At 71.2% G+C, this 16,668-nt stretch carries 13 protein-coding genes; 9 read left to right on the forward strand and 4 right to left on the reverse strand.

Translation table 11 applies throughout. The features are described from left to right. The first annotated feature begins 37 nt into the window (after positions 1–37). The 4 genes from secD to ACX6XY_RS00675 all read left to right on the forward strand — a co-directional run bounded on the left by secD (position 38) and on the right by ACX6XY_RS00675 (position 6,241). Positions 38–1,813: a protein translocase subunit SecD gene (secD, locus tag ACX6XY_RS00660; protein ID WP_460325083.1), complete on the forward strand. Its 1,776-nt coding sequence runs from the start codon at positions 38–40 to the stop codon at positions 1,811–1,813. Between the two features lies 1 nt (position 1,814). Continuing rightward, positions 1,815–2,990: a protein translocase subunit SecF gene (gene secF, locus ACX6XY_RS00665; RefSeq protein ID WP_460325085.1), complete on the forward strand. Its 1,176-nt coding sequence runs from the start codon at positions 1,815–1,817 to the stop codon at positions 2,988–2,990. Continuing rightward, the gene (locus ACX6XY_RS00670; protein ID WP_460325087.1) at positions 2,987–3,526 is read left to right on the forward strand and encodes an adenine phosphoribosyltransferase; all 540 of its coding nucleotides are present in this window, start codon (positions 2,987–2,989) and stop codon (positions 3,524–3,526) included. The genes secF and ACX6XY_RS00670 overlap by 4 nt, the downstream gene beginning before the upstream one ends. A 177-nt stretch (positions 3,527–3,703) precedes the next feature. Continuing rightward, entirely contained in the window at positions 3,704–6,241 is a 2,538-nt protein-coding gene (locus ACX6XY_RS00675) for a RelA/SpoT family protein (RefSeq protein WP_460325089.1), read from the forward strand. A 137-nt stretch (positions 6,242–6,378) separates the two neighbouring features. Here ACX6XY_RS00675 and ACX6XY_RS00680 read toward each other — a convergent pair whose 3' ends face one another. Further along, the gene (locus tag ACX6XY_RS00680) at positions 6,379–7,611 is read right to left on the reverse strand and encodes a DUF349 domain-containing protein (protein ID WP_460325091.1); all 1,233 of its coding nucleotides are present in this window, start codon (positions 7,609–7,611) and stop codon (positions 6,379–6,381) included. 145 nt (positions 7,612–7,756) lie between these two features. Then, positions 7,757–8,563: a peptidylprolyl isomerase gene (locus ACX6XY_RS00685; RefSeq protein WP_460325093.1), complete on the reverse strand. Its 807-nt coding sequence runs from the start codon at positions 8,561–8,563 to the stop codon at positions 7,757–7,759. Positions 8,564–8,734: 171 nt separating this feature from the next. Between ACX6XY_RS00685 and ACX6XY_RS00690 the strand changes: the two genes are divergently transcribed. The 4 genes from ACX6XY_RS00690 (at position 8,735) to ACX6XY_RS00705 (ending at position 12,906) form a co-directional block, all read left to right on the forward strand. Then, entirely contained in the window at positions 8,735–9,457 is a 723-nt protein-coding gene (locus ACX6XY_RS00690; RefSeq protein WP_460325094.1) for an MBL fold metallo-hydrolase, read from the forward strand. Positions 9,458–9,471: 14 nt separating this feature from the next. Next, positions 9,472–10,734, forward strand: a complete 1,263-nt coding sequence (gene hisS / locus ACX6XY_RS00695) for a histidine--tRNA ligase (RefSeq protein ID WP_460325096.1) — start codon at positions 9,472–9,474, stop codon at positions 10,732–10,734. A gap of 116 nt (positions 10,735–10,850) precedes the next feature. After that, positions 10,851–11,489 carry a vitamin K epoxide reductase family protein gene (locus tag ACX6XY_RS00700; protein ID WP_460325098.1) on the forward strand — a complete coding sequence of 213 codons (639 nt, stop codon included), beginning with the start codon at positions 10,851–10,853 and terminating at the stop codon, positions 11,487–11,489. Between the two features lie 52 nt (positions 11,490–11,541). Continuing rightward, the gene (locus ACX6XY_RS00705; RefSeq protein WP_460325100.1) at positions 11,542–12,906 is read left to right on the forward strand and encodes a replication-associated recombination protein A; all 1,365 of its coding nucleotides are present in this window, start codon (positions 11,542–11,544) and stop codon (positions 12,904–12,906) included. A gap of 1 nt (position 12,907) precedes the next feature. Here the strand turns inward: ACX6XY_RS00705 and ACX6XY_RS00710 are convergent, their stop codons facing one another. After that, the gene (locus tag ACX6XY_RS00710; RefSeq protein WP_460325328.1) at positions 12,908–13,606 is read right to left on the reverse strand and encodes a DUF2470 domain-containing protein; all 699 of its coding nucleotides are present in this window, start codon (positions 13,604–13,606) and stop codon (positions 12,908–12,910) included. Between the two features lie 185 nt (positions 13,607–13,791). On the opposite strand from ACX6XY_RS00710, the gene rpsD reads away from it, so the two are divergent. Continuing rightward, positions 13,792–14,406 (forward strand): 30S ribosomal protein S4, encoded by a 615-nt coding sequence (gene rpsD, locus ACX6XY_RS00715; protein ID WP_411058365.1) that lies wholly within the window; start codon positions 13,792–13,794, stop codon positions 14,404–14,406. 65 nt (positions 14,407–14,471) lie between these two features. On the opposite strand, the gene ACX6XY_RS00720 is transcribed toward rpsD, so the two are convergent. Beyond that, the gene (locus ACX6XY_RS00720) at positions 14,472–16,649 is read right to left on the reverse strand and encodes an ATP-binding protein (protein WP_460325102.1); all 2,178 of its coding nucleotides are present in this window, start codon (positions 16,647–16,649) and stop codon (positions 14,472–14,474) included. Positions 16,650–16,668: the final 19 nt, after the last annotated feature.

The following is a 16,668-nucleotide window of genomic DNA, read 5'->3' on the forward strand; positions in this document are numbered from 1 at the left end:
ATCGGCTCCGGGCGGTTGGACAGGGAGAAACGACAAGGTGGCAGCACCGAAGAAGGGCCGGAGGCAGAGCGACCAGGCCAGGCCGGGGCGGGCTCTGGCCCTGATCCTGATCGTCATGGTCGCGCTCACTGGGGGGATGTTCCTCTCCGGGCACACCACACCCCGCCTGGGCATCGACCTCGCGGGCGGCACGAGCATCACGCTCCAGGCGAAGGCCGAGCCCGGCAAGGGAAGCGCCATCAACGAGACCAACATGAACACGGCGGCCGAGATCATCGACCGCCGTGTGAACGGTCTCGGCGTCTCCGAGGCCGAGGTCAAGACGCAGGGCGACCGGAACATCATCGTCAACATCCCCAAGGGGACGAACGAGGAGCAGGCGCGGGAGCAGGTCGGCACCACCGCCCAGCTGTACTTCCGCCCGGTGCTCTCGGTGCTCCAGGGCGCACCGATCACCGACCCGTCGGCGTCTGAGTCCGAGTCGCCCAAGGCCGACGACAAGGATGCCAAGGGCGACGAGAAGGACGCCACAGAGGAGGCCAGCGACCCCTCGGCGTCGGCCTCGCCGACCGCGACCGCCACGCCCCAGGGCCGGGCCGTCACCGACGCGCTGAAGGCCGACGACGACCCCTCGCCGTCCGCCAGCGCGTCCGACGAGCCGAAGGCGTCCGAGTCCCCCGAGCCGGACGCCTCCACGGACGCCGACATGGCGGCGCTGCAGAAGAAGTTCACCGAACTCGACTGCACCGACCCCAAGCAGCGGGCCAACGCGGCCCAGGGCACCAAGCCGACCGACACCATCGTGGCCTGCGGCGAGAACGGCGGCGTCTGGGAGAAGTACATCCTCGGCCCCGCCGAGGTCGAGGGCACCGACGTGGACGAAGCGAATGGCGTACTGGATTCCCAGCAGGGGATCTGGAAGGTCACCATGCAGTTCACGGGCAAGGGCTCCAAGAAGTTCGCGTCGATCACCTCCAAGCTCTCGCAGCAGCAGGACCCGCAGAACCGGTTCGCGATCGTCCTGGACAACAACGTGGTCTCCGCCCCCAGCGTGCGCACCACGCTCAGCAAGAACGCCGAGATCACCGGCAGCTTCAACCAGGAGTCCGCCCAGGACCTGGCGAACATGCTGTCCTACGGCGCGCTCCCGCTCAGCTTTGAAGAGGCCAACGTCCTCACGATCTCGCCCTCGCTCGGCGGGGAGCAGCTCAAGGCGGGTCTGATCGCCGGTGTCATCGGCCTGGTGCTCGTCGTGGCCTACCTGCTCTTCTACTACCGGGCGCTCGCCTTCGTCGCCATCGCCAGCCTCGCGCTCATGGGCGGGCTGACCTATGTGCTCATGTCGCTGATGGGCCCCGCCATCGGCTTCGCGCTGAGCCTGCCCGCCGTATGCGGCGCCATCGTGGCCATCGGCATCACGGCGGACTCGTTCATCGTCTACTTCGAGCGGATCAGGGACGAGGTACGCGGCGGCCGGACCATCCGGCCCGCCATCGAGCGCGCCTGGCCCGCCGCCCGGCGCACCATTCTCGTCTCCGACGTCGTCTCGTTCCTGGCGGCCGTGGTGCTGTTCTTCGCCGCGGTCGGCACGGTCCAGGGCTTCGCGTTCGTCCTCGGTCTGACGACGCTGCTGGACGTCGTGGTCGTCTTCGGTCTCACCAAGCCGCTGACGACTCTGCTGGCCAGGCGGAAGTTCTTCTACAACGGACACCCGATGTCCGGCCTGGACCCGAAGCGCCTGGGCGTCACCCCGCCGATCAGGGGCCGCGGCCGCCGTGTCGCCGCCCCCTCCGCCGAACCGAAGGAGGCCTGAGATGTCAAAGATGGGCACTCTCGGGGCCAGGCTGCACCACGGTGAAGGCGGTATCGACTTCATCGGCCGCCGTAAGATCTGGTACCTGATCTCGCTGGTCCTGGTGGCGATCTCACTCTCCGGCCTCGGCTTCAAGGGCCTGGAGATGGGCGTCGAGTTCCAGGGCGGCGCCGTCTTCACCACCCCGGCCGACGCCAAGCTCTCGGTGGAGGAGGCACGCGACACCGCCTCCTCGGTCTCCGGCCGGGACGCCAAGGTCCAAAAGCTGGGCAACGGCTCGCTGCGCATCACGGTGACCGGCCTGGACGACGACACCAAGGGCGACACCCGCGAGGCACTCGCCAAGGACCTGGGCATCCCCGCGGAGAAGCTCGACGCCCAGCTGGTCGGTGCCAGCTGGGGCGAGCAGATGACCGACAAGGCCCTCACCGGCATGGCGGTCTTCCTCGTCCTGGTGAGCGTCTACCTGGCCATCGCCTTCGAGTGGCGGATGGCGCTCGCCGCGCTGGTCGCCCTCGTGCACGACCTGGTGATCACCGTCGGCGTGTACGCGCTCGTGGGCTTCGAGGTCACTCCGGGCACGGTGGTCGGTGTGCTCACGATCCTCGGCTACTCGCTCTACGACACGGTCGTGGTGTTCGACAAGGTCAGGGAGAAGACCGCGAAGCTGGGCGACGACACCCGGCACACCTACGCGGAACTCGCCAACCAGGGCCTGAACGGCACGGTGGTGCGCTCGATCAACACCTCGATCGTCGCCCTGCTGCCGGTCGCCGCGCTGCTGTTCATCGGCGCGGGTCTGCTCGGCGGCGGCATGCTCAAGGACATCGCGCTGTCGCTGTTCGTCGGCCTGGCCGCCGGAACGTACTCGTCGATCATGATCGCCACGCCGGTGGTCGTCGACCTGAAGCACCACGATCCGGCCGTCAAGGCGCACGACAAGCGGGTGGAGCACAAGCGCGCCCGCCGTGCCGAGGCGGGCGGGCCCGACGAGGACGAGCCGACCGACGCCCCGCAGGCCGGGGCCCAGGCGGTCGTCGAGCAGGCGGACGAGGACCGGGACGAGGCGACGGACGACACCGCCGCCGTGGGCGCGGGCCCCGTCGTGGGCCAGCCCCGCACCCAGCCGGCCTCCCGCGGCCGAGGCCGCGGCCGCCCCTCGGGGAAGCGCCGATGACCGAGGTCAGCCAGCTGCTGCTCAGCCGCATCCGGGACGTACCGGACTACCCGCAGCCGGGCGTGATGTTCAAGGACATCACCCCGCTGCTGGCCGACCCGGCGGCCTTCACGGCCCTCACCGACACACTCGCGGAGCTGTGCGTCCGGCACGGCGCCACGAAGGTCGCCGGTCTTGAGGCGCGGGGGTTCATCCTCGCCGCGCCGGTCGCGGTCCGCGCGGGACTCGGCTTCATCCCCGTACGCAAGGCGGGCAAGCTCCCCGGAGCGACCCTCGCGCAGGCGTACGAGCTGGAGTACGGCAGCGCCGAGATCGAGGTGCACGCCGAGGACCTGGCGCCCGGAGACCGGGTCATGGTCATCGACGACGTGCTGGCCACCGGCGGCACCGCCGAGGCGTCGCTGCGGCTCATCCGCCGCGCCGGCGCCGAGGTCGCCGGCCTCGCGGTCCTGATGGAACTGGGATTCCTCGGGGGCAGACCCCGTCTGGAGCCCGCTCTCCAGGGCGCCCCGCTGGACGCCCTGATCACCGTCTGACCCAGCCGCAGCACGCCGAGGCGGGCGCCCGGAGCACTCCGGGCGCCCGCCTCGCGCGTTCCCGCCGGGTCCCCACCGGGGGAGGGCCAACCGGTCGGACGCGAGCCGGAGCGCTTGGCTGGATACCATGGACACCCGGACCTGATCGGGGGGCCGGAACCTGCATGAGGAGCGCTCTTGCCAGACGAGGCCCATCAGCCACTCGCCGCCCAGCCCAAGACCGACCGGCAGGCCGGTCCGACCGAGGCCCCCGAGACCGCTGAGCACCAGGGCACGGCCCCGGCTGCCACGCCTCCCCAAAGCGGCCAGGCGGCCGAGAAGCCACGCCCCACGCCCCCGGCCGCGCCGCCGGCGGGCAGCGCCGTCACGCCCGCCGTGCGCCCGTCGACGGCCGGTCCGTCCGCGCGCTCGGGCTCGTCCAACCGGGTGCGCGCCAGGCTGGCCCGGCTCGGCGTGCAGCGCTCCAACCCGTACAACCCGGTCCTGGAGCCCCTGCTGCGGATAGTGCGCAGCAACGACCCCAAGATCGAGACCGCCACGCTCCGCCAGATCGAGCGCGCCTACCAGGTGGCCGAGCGCTGGCACCGCGGCCAGAAGCGCAAGAGCGGCGACCCGTACATCACCCACCCGCTCGCCGTGACCACCATCCTCGCCGAGCTCGGCATGGACCCGGCCACCCTGATGGCGGGACTGCTGCACGACACCGTCGAGGACACCGAGTACGGCCTGGACACCCTGCGCCGCGACTTCGGCGACCAGGTGGCGCTGCTCGTGGACGGCGTCACCAAGCTGGACAAGGTCAAGTTCGGCGAGGCCGCGCAGGCCGAGACCGTGCGCAAGATGGTCGTCGCCATGGCCAAGGACCCGCGCGTCCTGGTCATCAAGCTCGCCGACCGCCTGCACAACATGCGCACCATGCGCTACCTCAAGCGCAACAAGCAGGAGCAGAAGGCCCGCGAGACCCTGGAGATCTACGCCCCGCTGGCGCACCGGCTGGGCATGAACACCATCAAGTGGGAGCTGGAGGACCTCGCCTTCGCGATCCTCTACCCCAAGATGTACGACGAGATCGTGCGCCTGGTCGCCGAGCGCGCCCCCAAGCGCGACGAGTACCTCGCCATAGTGACCGACGAGGTCCAGTCCGACCTGCGCGGCGCCCGTATCAAGGCCACCGTCACCGGACGGCCCAAGCACTACTACAGCGTCTACCAGAAGATGATCGTCCGCGGCCGGGACTTCGCCGAGATCTACGACCTGGTCGGCATCCGGGTCCTGGTCGACACGGTCCGCGACTGCTACGCGGCCCTCGGCACGGTGCACGCGCGATGGAACCCGGTCCCCGGCCGGTTCAAGGACTACATCGCGATGCCCAAGTTCAACATGTACCAGTCGCTGCACACGACGGTGATCGGCCCCAACGGCAAGCCCGTCGAACTGCAGATCCGCACCTTCGACATGCACCGCAGGGCCGAGTACGGCATCGCCGCGCACTGGAAGTACAAGCAGGAGGCGGTCGCCGGCGCCTCCAAGGTGCGCACCGACGTACCCAAGGGCGCGGTCGGCAAGGCCGACAAGGACACCGCCGCCGTCAACGACATGGCGTGGCTGCGGCAGCTCCTCGACTGGCAGAAGGAGACCGAGGACCCCTCCGAGTTCCTGGAGTCCCTGCGCTTCGACCTGTCCCGCAACGAGGTCTTCGTCTTCACGCCCAAGGGCGACGTCATAGCGCTCCCGGCGGGCGCGACGCCCGTCGACTTCGCCTATGCCGTGCACACCGAGGTCGGCCACCGCACCATCGGGGCGCGGGTCAACGGGCGTCTGGTACCGCTGGAGTCGACCCTGGACAACGGCGACCTGGTGGAGGTCTTCACCTCCAAGGCGTCCGGCGCGGGACCGTCCCGCGACTGGCTGGGCTTCGTCAAGTCGCCGCGGGCCCGCAACAAGATCCGCGGCTGGTTCTCCAAGGAGCGCCGGGACGAGGCCATCGAGCAGGGCAAGGACGCCATCGCCCGCGCGATGCGCAAGCAGAACCTGCCGATCCAGCGCATCCTCACCGGGGACTCCCTGGTCACCCTCGCGCATGAGATGCGCTACCCGGACATCTCCTCGCTGTACGCGGCGATCGGCGAAGGCCATGTCGCCGCGCAGAACGTCGTCCAGAAGCTCGTCCAGGCGCTCGGCGGCGAGGAGGCGGCGGGCGAGGACCTCGCCGAGACCGCGCCGCCCGCCCGTACCCGCAAGCGCCGCACCAGCGCCGACCCCGGTGTGATGGTCAAGGGCGTAGAGGACGTCTGGGTCAAGCTGGCCCGCTGCTGCACCCCCGTGCCGGGCGACCCGATCATCGGCTTCGTCACCCGCGGCAGCGGCGTATCCGTCCATCGCAAGGACTGCGTGAACGTCGACGCGCTCTCCCAGCAGCCCGAGCGGATGCTGGAGGTCGAGTGGGCGCCCACCCAGTCCTCGGTCTTCCTGGTCGCCATCCAGGTCGAGGCCCTGGACCGCTCGCGGCTGCTGTCGGACGTCACTCGCGTCCTGTCGGACCAGCACGTCAACATCCTGTCGGCGGCCGTCCAGACCTCCCGCGACCGGGTGGCCACCTCGCGCTTCACCTTCGAGATGGGCGATCCCAAGCACCTGGGCCATGTCCTCAAGGCCGTACGCGGCGTGGAGGGCGTCTACGACGTGTACCGCGTGACATCCACCCGCAGACCGTAAACCAGACGGCGGCGGCCCCCGGTACGGACCGGAGGCCGCCGCCGTCTGGCTTGGCACGTCAGCCGTCAATCGAGCAACCCCCACGGAGAGCACCACCTCCGCGAGAGCGGCGCCGGCTTAGGCGCAAAGGGCGCGCCCTAGCCGCCGAACTCGTGCAGGCCCTTCACCGCCTGGTCCAGCAGCGCCTGACGACCGTCCAGCTCCCGCTGGAGCTTGTCGGCCTTGGCGTTGTTGCCCGCCGCGCGAGCCGCTTCCACCTGGCCCCGCAGCTTGTCCACGGCCGCCTGCAGCTGGCCCGTGAGCCCCTCGGCGCGGGCCCGCGCCTCCGGGTTCGTACGCCGCCACTCGGCCTCTTCGGACTCCTGGATGGCCCGCTCCACGGCGTGCATCCGGCCCTCGATCTTCGGCCGGGCGTCACGCGGTACGTGGCCGATGGCCTCCCAGCGCTCGTTGACGGAACGGAACGCGGCGCGGGCCGCCTTCAGATCCGTCACCGGGAGGATCCGCTCGGCCTCCTCGGCCAGCTCCTCCTTGAGCTTCAGGTTCTCCGCCTGCTCGGCGTCCCGCTCGGCGAACACCGCGCCGCGCGCCGTGAAGAAGACGTCCTGCGCGCCGCGGAAGCGGTTCCACAGGTCGTCCTCGTGCTCACGCTGGGCCCGGCCCGCGGCCTTCCACTCCGTCATCAGCTCGCGGTACCGCGCGGCGGTCGGGCCCCAATCGGTCGAGCTCGACAGCGCCTCGGCCTCCGAGACCAGCCGCTCCTTGGTCTTACGGGCCTCCTCGCGCTGGGCGTCCAGCGCCGCGAAGTGCGCCTTGCGGCGCTTGGAGAAGGCGGACCTGGCGTGCGAGAAGCGGTGCCACAGCTCGTCGTCCGACTTGCGGTCGAGACGCGGCAGCCCCTTCCAGGTGTCGACCAGGGCCCGCAGCCGCTCGCCCGCGGCCCGCCACTGCTCGCTGCGCGCCAGCTCCTCGGCCTCGGCGACCAGGGCCTCCTTGGCGTGCCGGGCCTCGTCCGTCTGCTTCGCCTTCTGCGCCTTGCGCTCCTCGCGGCGGGCCTCGACGGACTCCACGAGCTTGTCGAGACGCTGGCTCAGGGCCTCCAGATCGCCGACCGCGTGGGCGTCGACGACCTGCTCGCGCAGATGGTCGATCGCGGTCATGGCGTCCTTCGTCGACAGGTCGGTCGTGCGCACCCGGCGCTCGAGGAGGCCGATCTCGACCACCAGGCCGTCGTACTTGCGCTTGAAGTAGGCCAGGGCCTCGTCGGGCGAGCCTGCCTGCCACGAGCCGACGACTCGCTCCCCTCCGTCGGCCGTACGCACGTACACGGTCCCCGCCTCATCGACGCGGCCCCACGGGTCGCTGCTCACAGCGCCTCCTCCACCATGATGCCCGCGCGGGGCCGTGGCCCCGGAGCATCGTCCACAGTTTCCTCAGGGCACCGGGACGCGGCACCCTGCACTACGCCAACATAGGCGACGAGCAGGGCGGCTGTCCGCATCCAGCGCGGGCGAATCAGTCCTTCTTCACGGTCGCCTTTTCGATGGTGACGCCCTTTTTCGGCGCGCCGTCGGAGGGGGACTGGCCGCCGTCCGCGACGCCTTCCTTCGCGACCTCCTTGACGATCTTCAGGCCCTCGTCGTCCAGGGTGCCGAACGGCGTGTACTGGGGCGGGAGCTTGGTGTCCTTGTAGACCAGGAAGAACTGGCTGCCGCCGCTGTTCGGCTGGCCGGTGTTGGCCATCGCGACCGAACCGGCCGGGTAGGTGACGGTGTTGTCCTCGCCCGCCTTGCCGAGCGAGTCGAGGTTCTCGTCCGGGATGTTGTAGCCGGGGCCGCCCGCGCCGGTGCCCTCCGGGTCGCCGCACTGCAGGACGAAAATGCCCTGGGTGGTGAGCCGGTGGCACTTGGTGTCGTCGAAGTACTTCTTGTCCGCGAGGTGCTTGAAGGAGTTGACCGTGCTGGGGGTCTTCGCCGCGTCCATGGCGATCGAGAGGTCACCCAGGTTGGTCTTGAGCCCCATGGTGTACGAGGCCTTCTCGTCGATGGCCATCTCGGGCTCGGGGGACGCGCTGGGCGTGGACGCCTCGGGCGACGGCGACTGGCTCGGGTCGGCGGCCGCGTTGGTGTTGTCGTCGCCGTCGTCGCCCTTGAAGAGGTCCGTCGCGGCCGCCGCCGCGCCCGCCGCGAGCACCAGGGCGAGCGCGGAGGCGATCACCGTGTTGCGCCGGCGCGCCCTGAGCCGCGCGGTCTCCCGCCGCTGCTGTTGACGCAGGTACTTCTCCCGTGCGAGCTGCCGCCGCCGCTGTTCGCTGCTTCCCACCGGGCCTACTCCTCGTTACGTCACGTTTGGTGAAACTGTTCGCCTGAGCTTGTCCCGTACCGTATACGGGTTAGCTGTGCGCGTAGCCACACCGGTAGGCTGCCGCTGCCGCCGTACACCGCTGTGACCTCCCGCCGGACCGAACGTCCGGACCAGAAGGTAAGGACGAACGTGCTGATTGCCGGGTTCCCCGCAGGGGCCTGGGGGACCAATTGTTATCTGGTCGCCCCCGCCGCGGGTGAGGAGTGCGTGATCATCGACCCCGGCCACCAGGCCGCCGAAGGCGTCGAGGAAGCACTGCGCAAGCATCGGCTCAAGCCCGCCGCGGTGATCCTCACCCACGGCCACATCGACCATGTGGCCTCGGTGGTCCCGGTGTGCGGAGCGCACGACGTACCGGCCTGGATCCACCCCGACGACCGCTTCATGATGAGCGACCCCGAGAAGGGGATCGGCCGGTCGATCGGGATGCCCCTGATGGGCGAGCTGACCGTGGGGGAGCCCGACGACGTCCGGGAACTGGCCGACGGCGTCCAGCTGAGCCTGGCCGGGATGGACTTCTCCGTCGCGCACGCGCCGGGCCATACCAAGGGGTCGGTGACCTTCCAGATGCCCGAGGCGCCCCGCGGCGAGGACATCCCGTCGGTGTTCTTCTCGGGCGATCTGCTGTTCGCCGGCTCCATCGGACGCACCGACCTGCCCGGCGGCTCGCACGCCGAGATCCTCGAGTCGCTGGCCCGCGTGTGCCTGCCGCTCGACGACTCGACCGTGGTGCTGTCCGGACACGGCCCCCAGACGACCATCGGCCAGGAGCGCGCCGCCAACCCGTATCTGCGGCAGGTGGCGGCCGGCCAGGGCGCGAGCCCCGGTTCCGCTCCTCGACGAGGAATGTGACGAGAGACACTCCAGTGAGCACCTTCAAGGCCCCCAAGGGCACCTACGACCTGACCCCGCCGGACTCGGCGGCCTACCTCGCCGTACGCGAGGCGATCTCCGCGCCCCTGCGGAACTCCGGCTACGGGTACATCGAGACGCCCGGCTTCGAGAACGTCGAGCTCTTCGCGCGCGGAGTCGGCGAGTCCACCGACATCGTCACCAAGGAGATGTACGCCTTCGAGACCAAGGGCGGCGACCGGCTCGCGCTGCGCCCCGAAGGCACCGCGTCCGTGCTGCGCGCCGCCCTGGAGGCCAACCTGCACAAGGCGGGCAACCTCCCCGTCAAGCTCTGGTACTCCGGCTCGTACTACCGCTACGAGCGCCCCCAGAAGGGCCGCTACCGCCACTTCTCGCAGGTCGGCGCCGAGGCGATCGGCGCCGAGGACCCGGCGCTCGACGCCGAGCTGATCATCCTCGCCGACCAGGCGTACCGCTCGCTCGGCCTGCGCGACTTCCGCATCCTGCTGAACTCGCTGGGCGACAAGGAGTGCCGCCCCGTCTACCGCGCCGCGCTCCAGGACTTCCTGCGCGCCCTGGACCTGGACGAGGAGACCCGGCGCCGGATCGACATCAACCCGCTGCGGGTACTCGACGACAAGCGCCCCGACGTCCAGGAACAGCTCGCCGGCGCCCCGCTCCTGCGCGACTACCTGTGCGACGGGTGCAAGGCCTACCACGAGCAGGTACGCGAGCTGATCACCGCGGCGGGCGTGGCCTACGAGGACGACCCCAGGCTGGTCCGCGGTCTCGACTACTACACGCGCACCACCTTCGAGTTCGTCCACGACGGCCTCGGCTCGCAGTCCGCGGTGGGCGGCGGCGGCCGCTACGACGGGCTCTCCGAGATGATCGGCGGCCCCGCGCTGCCGTCCGTCGGCTGGGCGCTCGGCGTGGACCGTACGGTGCTGGCCCTCGAAGCCGAGGGCGTCCGACTCGAACTGCCCGCGGCCACCAGCGTCTTCGCGGTGCCGCTCGGGGACGAGGCGCGCCGGGTGCTGTTCGGCGTGGTCACCGAGCTCCGCAAGGCCGGGGTCGCGGCCGACTTCGCGTACGGCGGCAAGGGCCTCAAGGCGGCGATGAAGGCGGCGAACCGCAGTGGTGCCGCCTACGCGATCGTGGCGGGGGAGCGCGACCTCGCCGAAGGCGTCGTCCAGCTCAAGGACATGGAGACCGGCGAGCAGTCGCCGGTCGCGGTCGAGTCGGTCGTCCAGGAGCTGCGACAGAAGCTCGCCTGAGTCGTTGTACCTGTGCGGGGGCCGGACGTCACGAGCCGTCCGGCCCCTGCTGCACACCCCCAGGCGTGCGGCAGAATGGCCGTGCCTGGCAAGCACCGGACCGATGGAACGGCGATATGACGACGAAAACGGCGGACGTGGACCCCGACGAGCGGCGGGACGGACCGCGGGACGGCCGGCTGGTCGGCGGCGGCCGGGCGCTGGCGCTGCTGCTGGTGATCACGGGCGCGGCCGGACTGCTGGCCGCCTGGGTGATCACCCTCGACAAGTTCAAGCTGCTCGAGGACCCCGACTTCGTTCCGGGCTGCAGCCTCAACCCCGTGGTGTCCTGCGGCAACATCATGGAGAGCGACCAGGCCTCCGCCTTCGGCTTCCCCAACCCGATGCTGGGCCTGGTCTCCTACGGCATCGTGATCTGCGTCGGGATGAGCCTGCTCGGCCGGGCCCGCTTCCCGCGCTGGTACTGGCTCACCCTCAACGCCGGAATGCTCTTCGGCGTCGGGTTCTGCACCTGGCTGATGTACCAGTCGCTGTACAACATCAACGCGCTGTGCCTGTGGTGCTGCCTGGCCTGGGTCGCCACGATCTTCATGTTCTGGTACGTGACCTCGCACAACGTCCGCCATGGCCTGCTCCCCGCGCCGGCCTGGCTGCGGAGCTTCCTCGACGAGTTCACCTGGGTGCTCCCGGTCCTGCACACCGGCGTCATCGGCATGCTGATCCTGACCCGCTGGTGGGACTTCTGGACCAGCTGACGCCGACGGCGGCCTCGCGGCGCTGTCAGTGGCGTGGCATAGGCTTCACGCTGTGGAGCCCGACCTGTTTACCGCCGCAGCCGAGGAACGCCAGGAGAGCGACCCGGCGAGCAGCCCGCTGGCCGTCCGCATGCGCCCGCGCACCCTGGACGAGGTCGTGGGCCAGCAGCATCTGCTGAAGCCCGGATCGCCGCTGCGCAGGCTGGTCGGCGAGGGCGGCTCGGGGCCCGCCGGGCCCTCGTCGGTGCTGCTGTGGGGCCCGCCGGGCATCGGCAAGACGACCCTCGCCTACGTCGTCAGCAAGGCCACGAACAAGCGCTTCGTCGAGCTCTCCGCCATCACCGCGGGCGTCAAGGAGGTACGGGCCGTCATCGACGGCGCCCGCCGCGCCACCGGGGGATACGGCAAGGAGACGGTCCTCTTCCTGGACGAGATCCACCGCTTCAGCAAGGCCCAGCAGGACTCCCTGCTGCCCGCGGTCGAGAACCGCTGGGTGACCCTGATCGCCGCGACCACCGAGAACCCGTACTTCTCGGTCATCTCGCCGCTGCTCTCGCGCTCCCTGCTGCTCACCCTCGAACCCCTCACGGACGAGGACCTGAGCGGCCTGCTGCGGCGCGCCCTCACCGAGGAGCGCGGCCTCGGCGGCGCGGTCACCCTGCCCGACGACGCCGAGGCGCATCTGCTGCGGATCGCGGGCGGCGACGCCCGGCGCGCCCTCACGGCACTGGAGGCAGGAGCGGGCTCCGCCCTCGCCAAGGGGGAGCGGGAGATCACCCTGGAGACCCTGGAGGAGTCCGTCGACCGCGCGGCGGTGCGCTACGACCGGGACGGCGACCAGCACTACGACGTCGCGAGCGCCCTGATCAAGTCGATCCGCGGCTCCGACGTGGACGCGGCGCTGCACTATCTGGCCCGGATGATCGACGCGGGCGAGGACCCCCGGTTCATCGCGCGCCGACTGATGATCTCGGCCAGCGAGGACATCGGCCTCGCCGACCCGACGGCGCTGCCCACCGCGGTCGCCGCCGCCCAGGCCGTCGCGCTGATCGGCTTCCCCGAGGCCGCGCTCACCCTGAGCCACGCCACCATCGCGCTGGCCCTGGCCCCCAAGTCCAACTCCGCGACCACGGCGATAGGCGCCGCGCTCGCGGACGTACGCGCGGGGCACGCGGGCTCCGTACCGCCGCATCTGCGGGACGGGCACTACCGGGGCGCGGCCAAGCTGGGCCACGCGCAGGGCTATGTGTACCCGCACGACGTGCCGGGTGGCATCGCGGCCCAGCAGTACGCGCCGGACGCGGTGCACGGCAAGCGCTACTACCAGCCCACCCGCTACGGCGCGGAGGCCCGGTACGCCGACGTCGCCGACCGGGTCCGCGACCGCCTCCAGGGCAAGCCCGAAGGCCAGCGGTAGCTCAGCGCGCGGCGGCCTCGAACAGGGTGTGCATGGCCCGGCGCAGCCCCGTGACATCGTCCACCGGCTCGGGGAAGTCGAAGCGGGCGTCGAAGCACCGGGCGCCGGTGAAGCGGACCCGCAGCCCGAAGCGGTCCAGCGCCAGCGGCACCGCGGCTCCGAGCGCCTCGGCCGCGTCCTCGGCGCCCGCCCGCTCGCCCACCAGCGACCAGAGCTCCTGGACCCGCTCGCTGTGCGCCGCGTGCAGATGCTGGAGCAGCTCCACCTCGTACTCGACCAGCGGGTCAGGAGAAGCCTCCGCGAACGCGGCCGGGTCGACCCGGCACGCGCCCCACAGGTCGTCGACCGAGATCTCGCCGACCTCGAGGCGCAGCGTCATCAGGCCGCGCTCGGCCAGGCCGGGAGCGTGTGTGAGCCAGCCGGAGACCCAGGCGCGGCCGCGGATACGGTGGGGCACCGAGACCGGCGCCACATCGGTGAGCTCCAGCACGGCCGGCAGCTCGTCGTCCTGGGCGTGCGTGGCGGCGCGCACCGGCGGCGCGTCGGCGGGGAACACCAGGAGCAGCTCGCCGTCCGCGCCCACCCTGCGCGCGAGCGGAATCAGCTGGTCGGGCCGTGCGCCGTCCAGGCCGGGAACGAGCAGCACCGCGGAGCATGTACTCTGTACGAGAGTTCGTGTGCGTACGGCTGCTGACGGCATCCGTACGGATTCAAGCCGACTGGGACGCGGCTGACCACGATCTGATCGGACCTCCGTCATATCGGCCTTCTGAGCGTCGATGTTCTCCGTGCTGTCCGTGACGTGTGTGGTGTTCCCACGGCGAGACATGCGATCTCCTTAACTAAGGTGAGCCTAACCTAACCCATAACGGAGGTCTGGAGAACGTGCCTAACCAGTCGCGTCCCAAGGTCAAGAAGTCCCGTGCGCTCGGTATCGCGCTGACGCCGAAGGCCGTCAAGTACTTCGAGGCCCGCCCCTACCCGCCGGGCGAGCACGGCCGTGGTCGCAAGCAGAACTCGGACTACAAGGTCCGTCTGCTGGAGAAGCAGCGCCTGCGCGCTCAGTACGACATCTCCGAGAAGCAGCTGGTCCGCGCCTACGAGCGCGCCAGCAAGGTCCAGGGCAAGACCGGTGAGGCCCTGATCGTCGAGCTGGAGCGCCGCCTCGACGCCCTGGTGCTGCGTTCGGGCATCGCCCGCACCATCTACCAGGCCCGCCAGATGGTCGTGCACGGCCACATCGAGGTCAACGGCAAGAAGGTCGACAAGCCGTCCTTCCGCGTCCGCCCCGACGACGTCATCACCGTCCGCGAGCGCAGCCGCGAGAAGCACCCCTTCCAGGTCGCGCGTGAGGGTGGCTACGACACCGACGGCGAGACCCCGCGTTACCTCCAGGTCAACCTGAAGGCCCTGGCCTTCCGCCTGGACCGCGACCCGAACCGCAAGGAGATCCCGGTCATCTGCGACGAGCAGCTGGTCGTCGAGTACTACGCCCGCTGATCAGGGCGCGGTACTGACCGAAGCTCCCAGGGGCCGCCCTCTGGGAGCACCGGTCGCCGAGAGGTTCAGCCCGCCGTCTCCCCGCCGTTCCCGGTGGGGGAGCCGGCGGGCTTCGGCGTCTGCGGCGCGCCCTCCCGCCCGGAGCCCCGCGCCTGCGGCAGCCCGGACAGCCGGGGACCGGCCGCGTTCAGCGCCCGCCGTACGGCGTCCTCAAGAGACAGCCCACGGCCCTCCCGTACGCACCGCTCGTACCGCCGCCGGCCGAGCGCTTCCCCCGCCTGCTGCTGGCACAGCGCACGCGGCGAGCCGAAGTAGCCGGAGCCGAACAGCGGCAGCCCCACCGACTCCCACACCGGCTCCGCCGCCCCCTGGAGGACCGCGGCCTCGGCCGGGTCGCCCCCGGTCGCCGCCACCAGCGCCAGCAGCTCGATCGCCAGCACCAGACCCACCAGATCGTGGAACAAGTGGTTGACCACGACACACTCGCGCAGCAGCTCCCGAGCCTCGGCGTGCTCACCGCGCGTCCACGCCGCGTACGCCAGCACATACAGGGCATAGGCGCGGGTCCAGCGCTCGCCGTGCTCCTCGCAGATCCGCCGCACCTCGTCGCACAGCGCGAGCGCCGCCGCCAGCTCGCCCTGGAAGACCAGGGACATCGCCAGCTCCACCTGCCCCATCAGCACGTTGCTGTTGAGCTCGCCCAGCTCCCGGTACCGCTCCAGGGCCGCCCGCAGCAGCTCCTCGGCCCGCTCCATGTCGTCCGAGACCAGCGCCAGACACCCCATGCGATGCACGGCGTACGCGACCGCCAACGGGTAACCCGACCGCTCGGCCGCGTCCCGGCACTCGTGCAGCGCCGCGAGCGCGCCCACCGTGTCGCCCTGCAACGTCGCCACATAGCCGAGCACCCACAGCGCCTTCAACCGCGCCCGGCCGGTCTCGCCGTCCAGCTCCAGGCACCGGTCCAGCCAGTGCCGCCCCTCCGAGAGGCGGCCGCAGCCGGCCCAGTAGAACCACAGCGTGCCCGCCAGGTACTGGCCGAGACGTGTCTCGGCCGGCTCGGTGAGGCAGTACTCCAGCGCCTCCCGCATCTGGGGCAGCTCCGCGTCCATCCGCGCGGCGACCTCGGCCTGCCGCGGCGAGAACCACTCCAGCTCGCACCAGGTGGCCAGGCCCAGGTACCAGTCCCGGTGCCGCCGCCGCAGCCGCGCGGCGTCCCCCATCGCCGCCAGCCACTCGCCGCCGTACGCCCGGACCGTGTCGAGCATCCGGAACCGCACCCCGCACGGCGTCTCCTCGCGGATCACCAGCGACTGCGCGATCAGTTCGCCGAGCACGTCGAGGACCGCGTCGGCGTCCAGCCCGTCCCCGCCGCAGAGGTACTCCGCCGCCTCCAGGTCGAACGACCCGCGGAACACCGAGAGCCGCGCCCACAGCAGCCGCTCGTCGGGTGTGCACAGCTCATGGCTCCAGCCGATGGCGGTACGCAGCGTCCGATGCCGGGGCAGCGCGCCGCGCCCGCCGCCCGAGAGCAGCCGGAAACGGTCGTCGAGACGGGCCAGCAGCTGCCTCGGCGACAGCGCGGCGAGCCGCCCCGCCGCCAGCTCGACGGCCAGCGGGATCCCGTCGAGCCGCCGGCACACCTCCAGCACCTCCGCCGGGGGATCGCCGCCGTGCCGATAGCCGGACAGACCCGCCGCGGCACGCTCCTCGAACAGCGCGGCGGCCTCGGCCGCCGCGAGCGGCGCGAGCGGACGGACCCGCTCGCCCTCGACGCACAGCGGCCGTCGCCCCGCCGCGAGCACCCGCAGCCCCGGACAGTGCCGCAGCAGCTCACGCACCAGCGGCGCGCAGACGTCCACCAGATGCTCGAACCCGTCCAGGACGAGCAGCACCCGCCGCGCCCCGAGACGCTCCCCGAGCACCTCGCGCGGCGGACGCCCGGTGTGATCCGTGAACCCCAGGGCCGCCACGAGCGCGTACGCGACGAACTCCGGGTCCCGCACCGCCGAGAGATCGGCCAGCCAGACCCCGTCCGGATACCGCGCCCGCCCGGCCGCCGCCGCCCGCAGTGCCAGCCGGGTCTTGCCGACGCCGCCCACGCCCACCACCGTGACCAGCCGGGATCCGGCCAGCAGGCCGTCCAGTTCTAAGAGTTCGGCGTCGCGGCCCACGAACGAGTCGAGCTCTTCGGGGAGGTTGCCGGGCGGGGGAGCGGTGTCCGGGCGCGGAGATCGTCGCATGACGAACGGAGCGTACTCA

It is taken from the genome of Streptomyces sp. O3 (assembly GCF_054788135.1).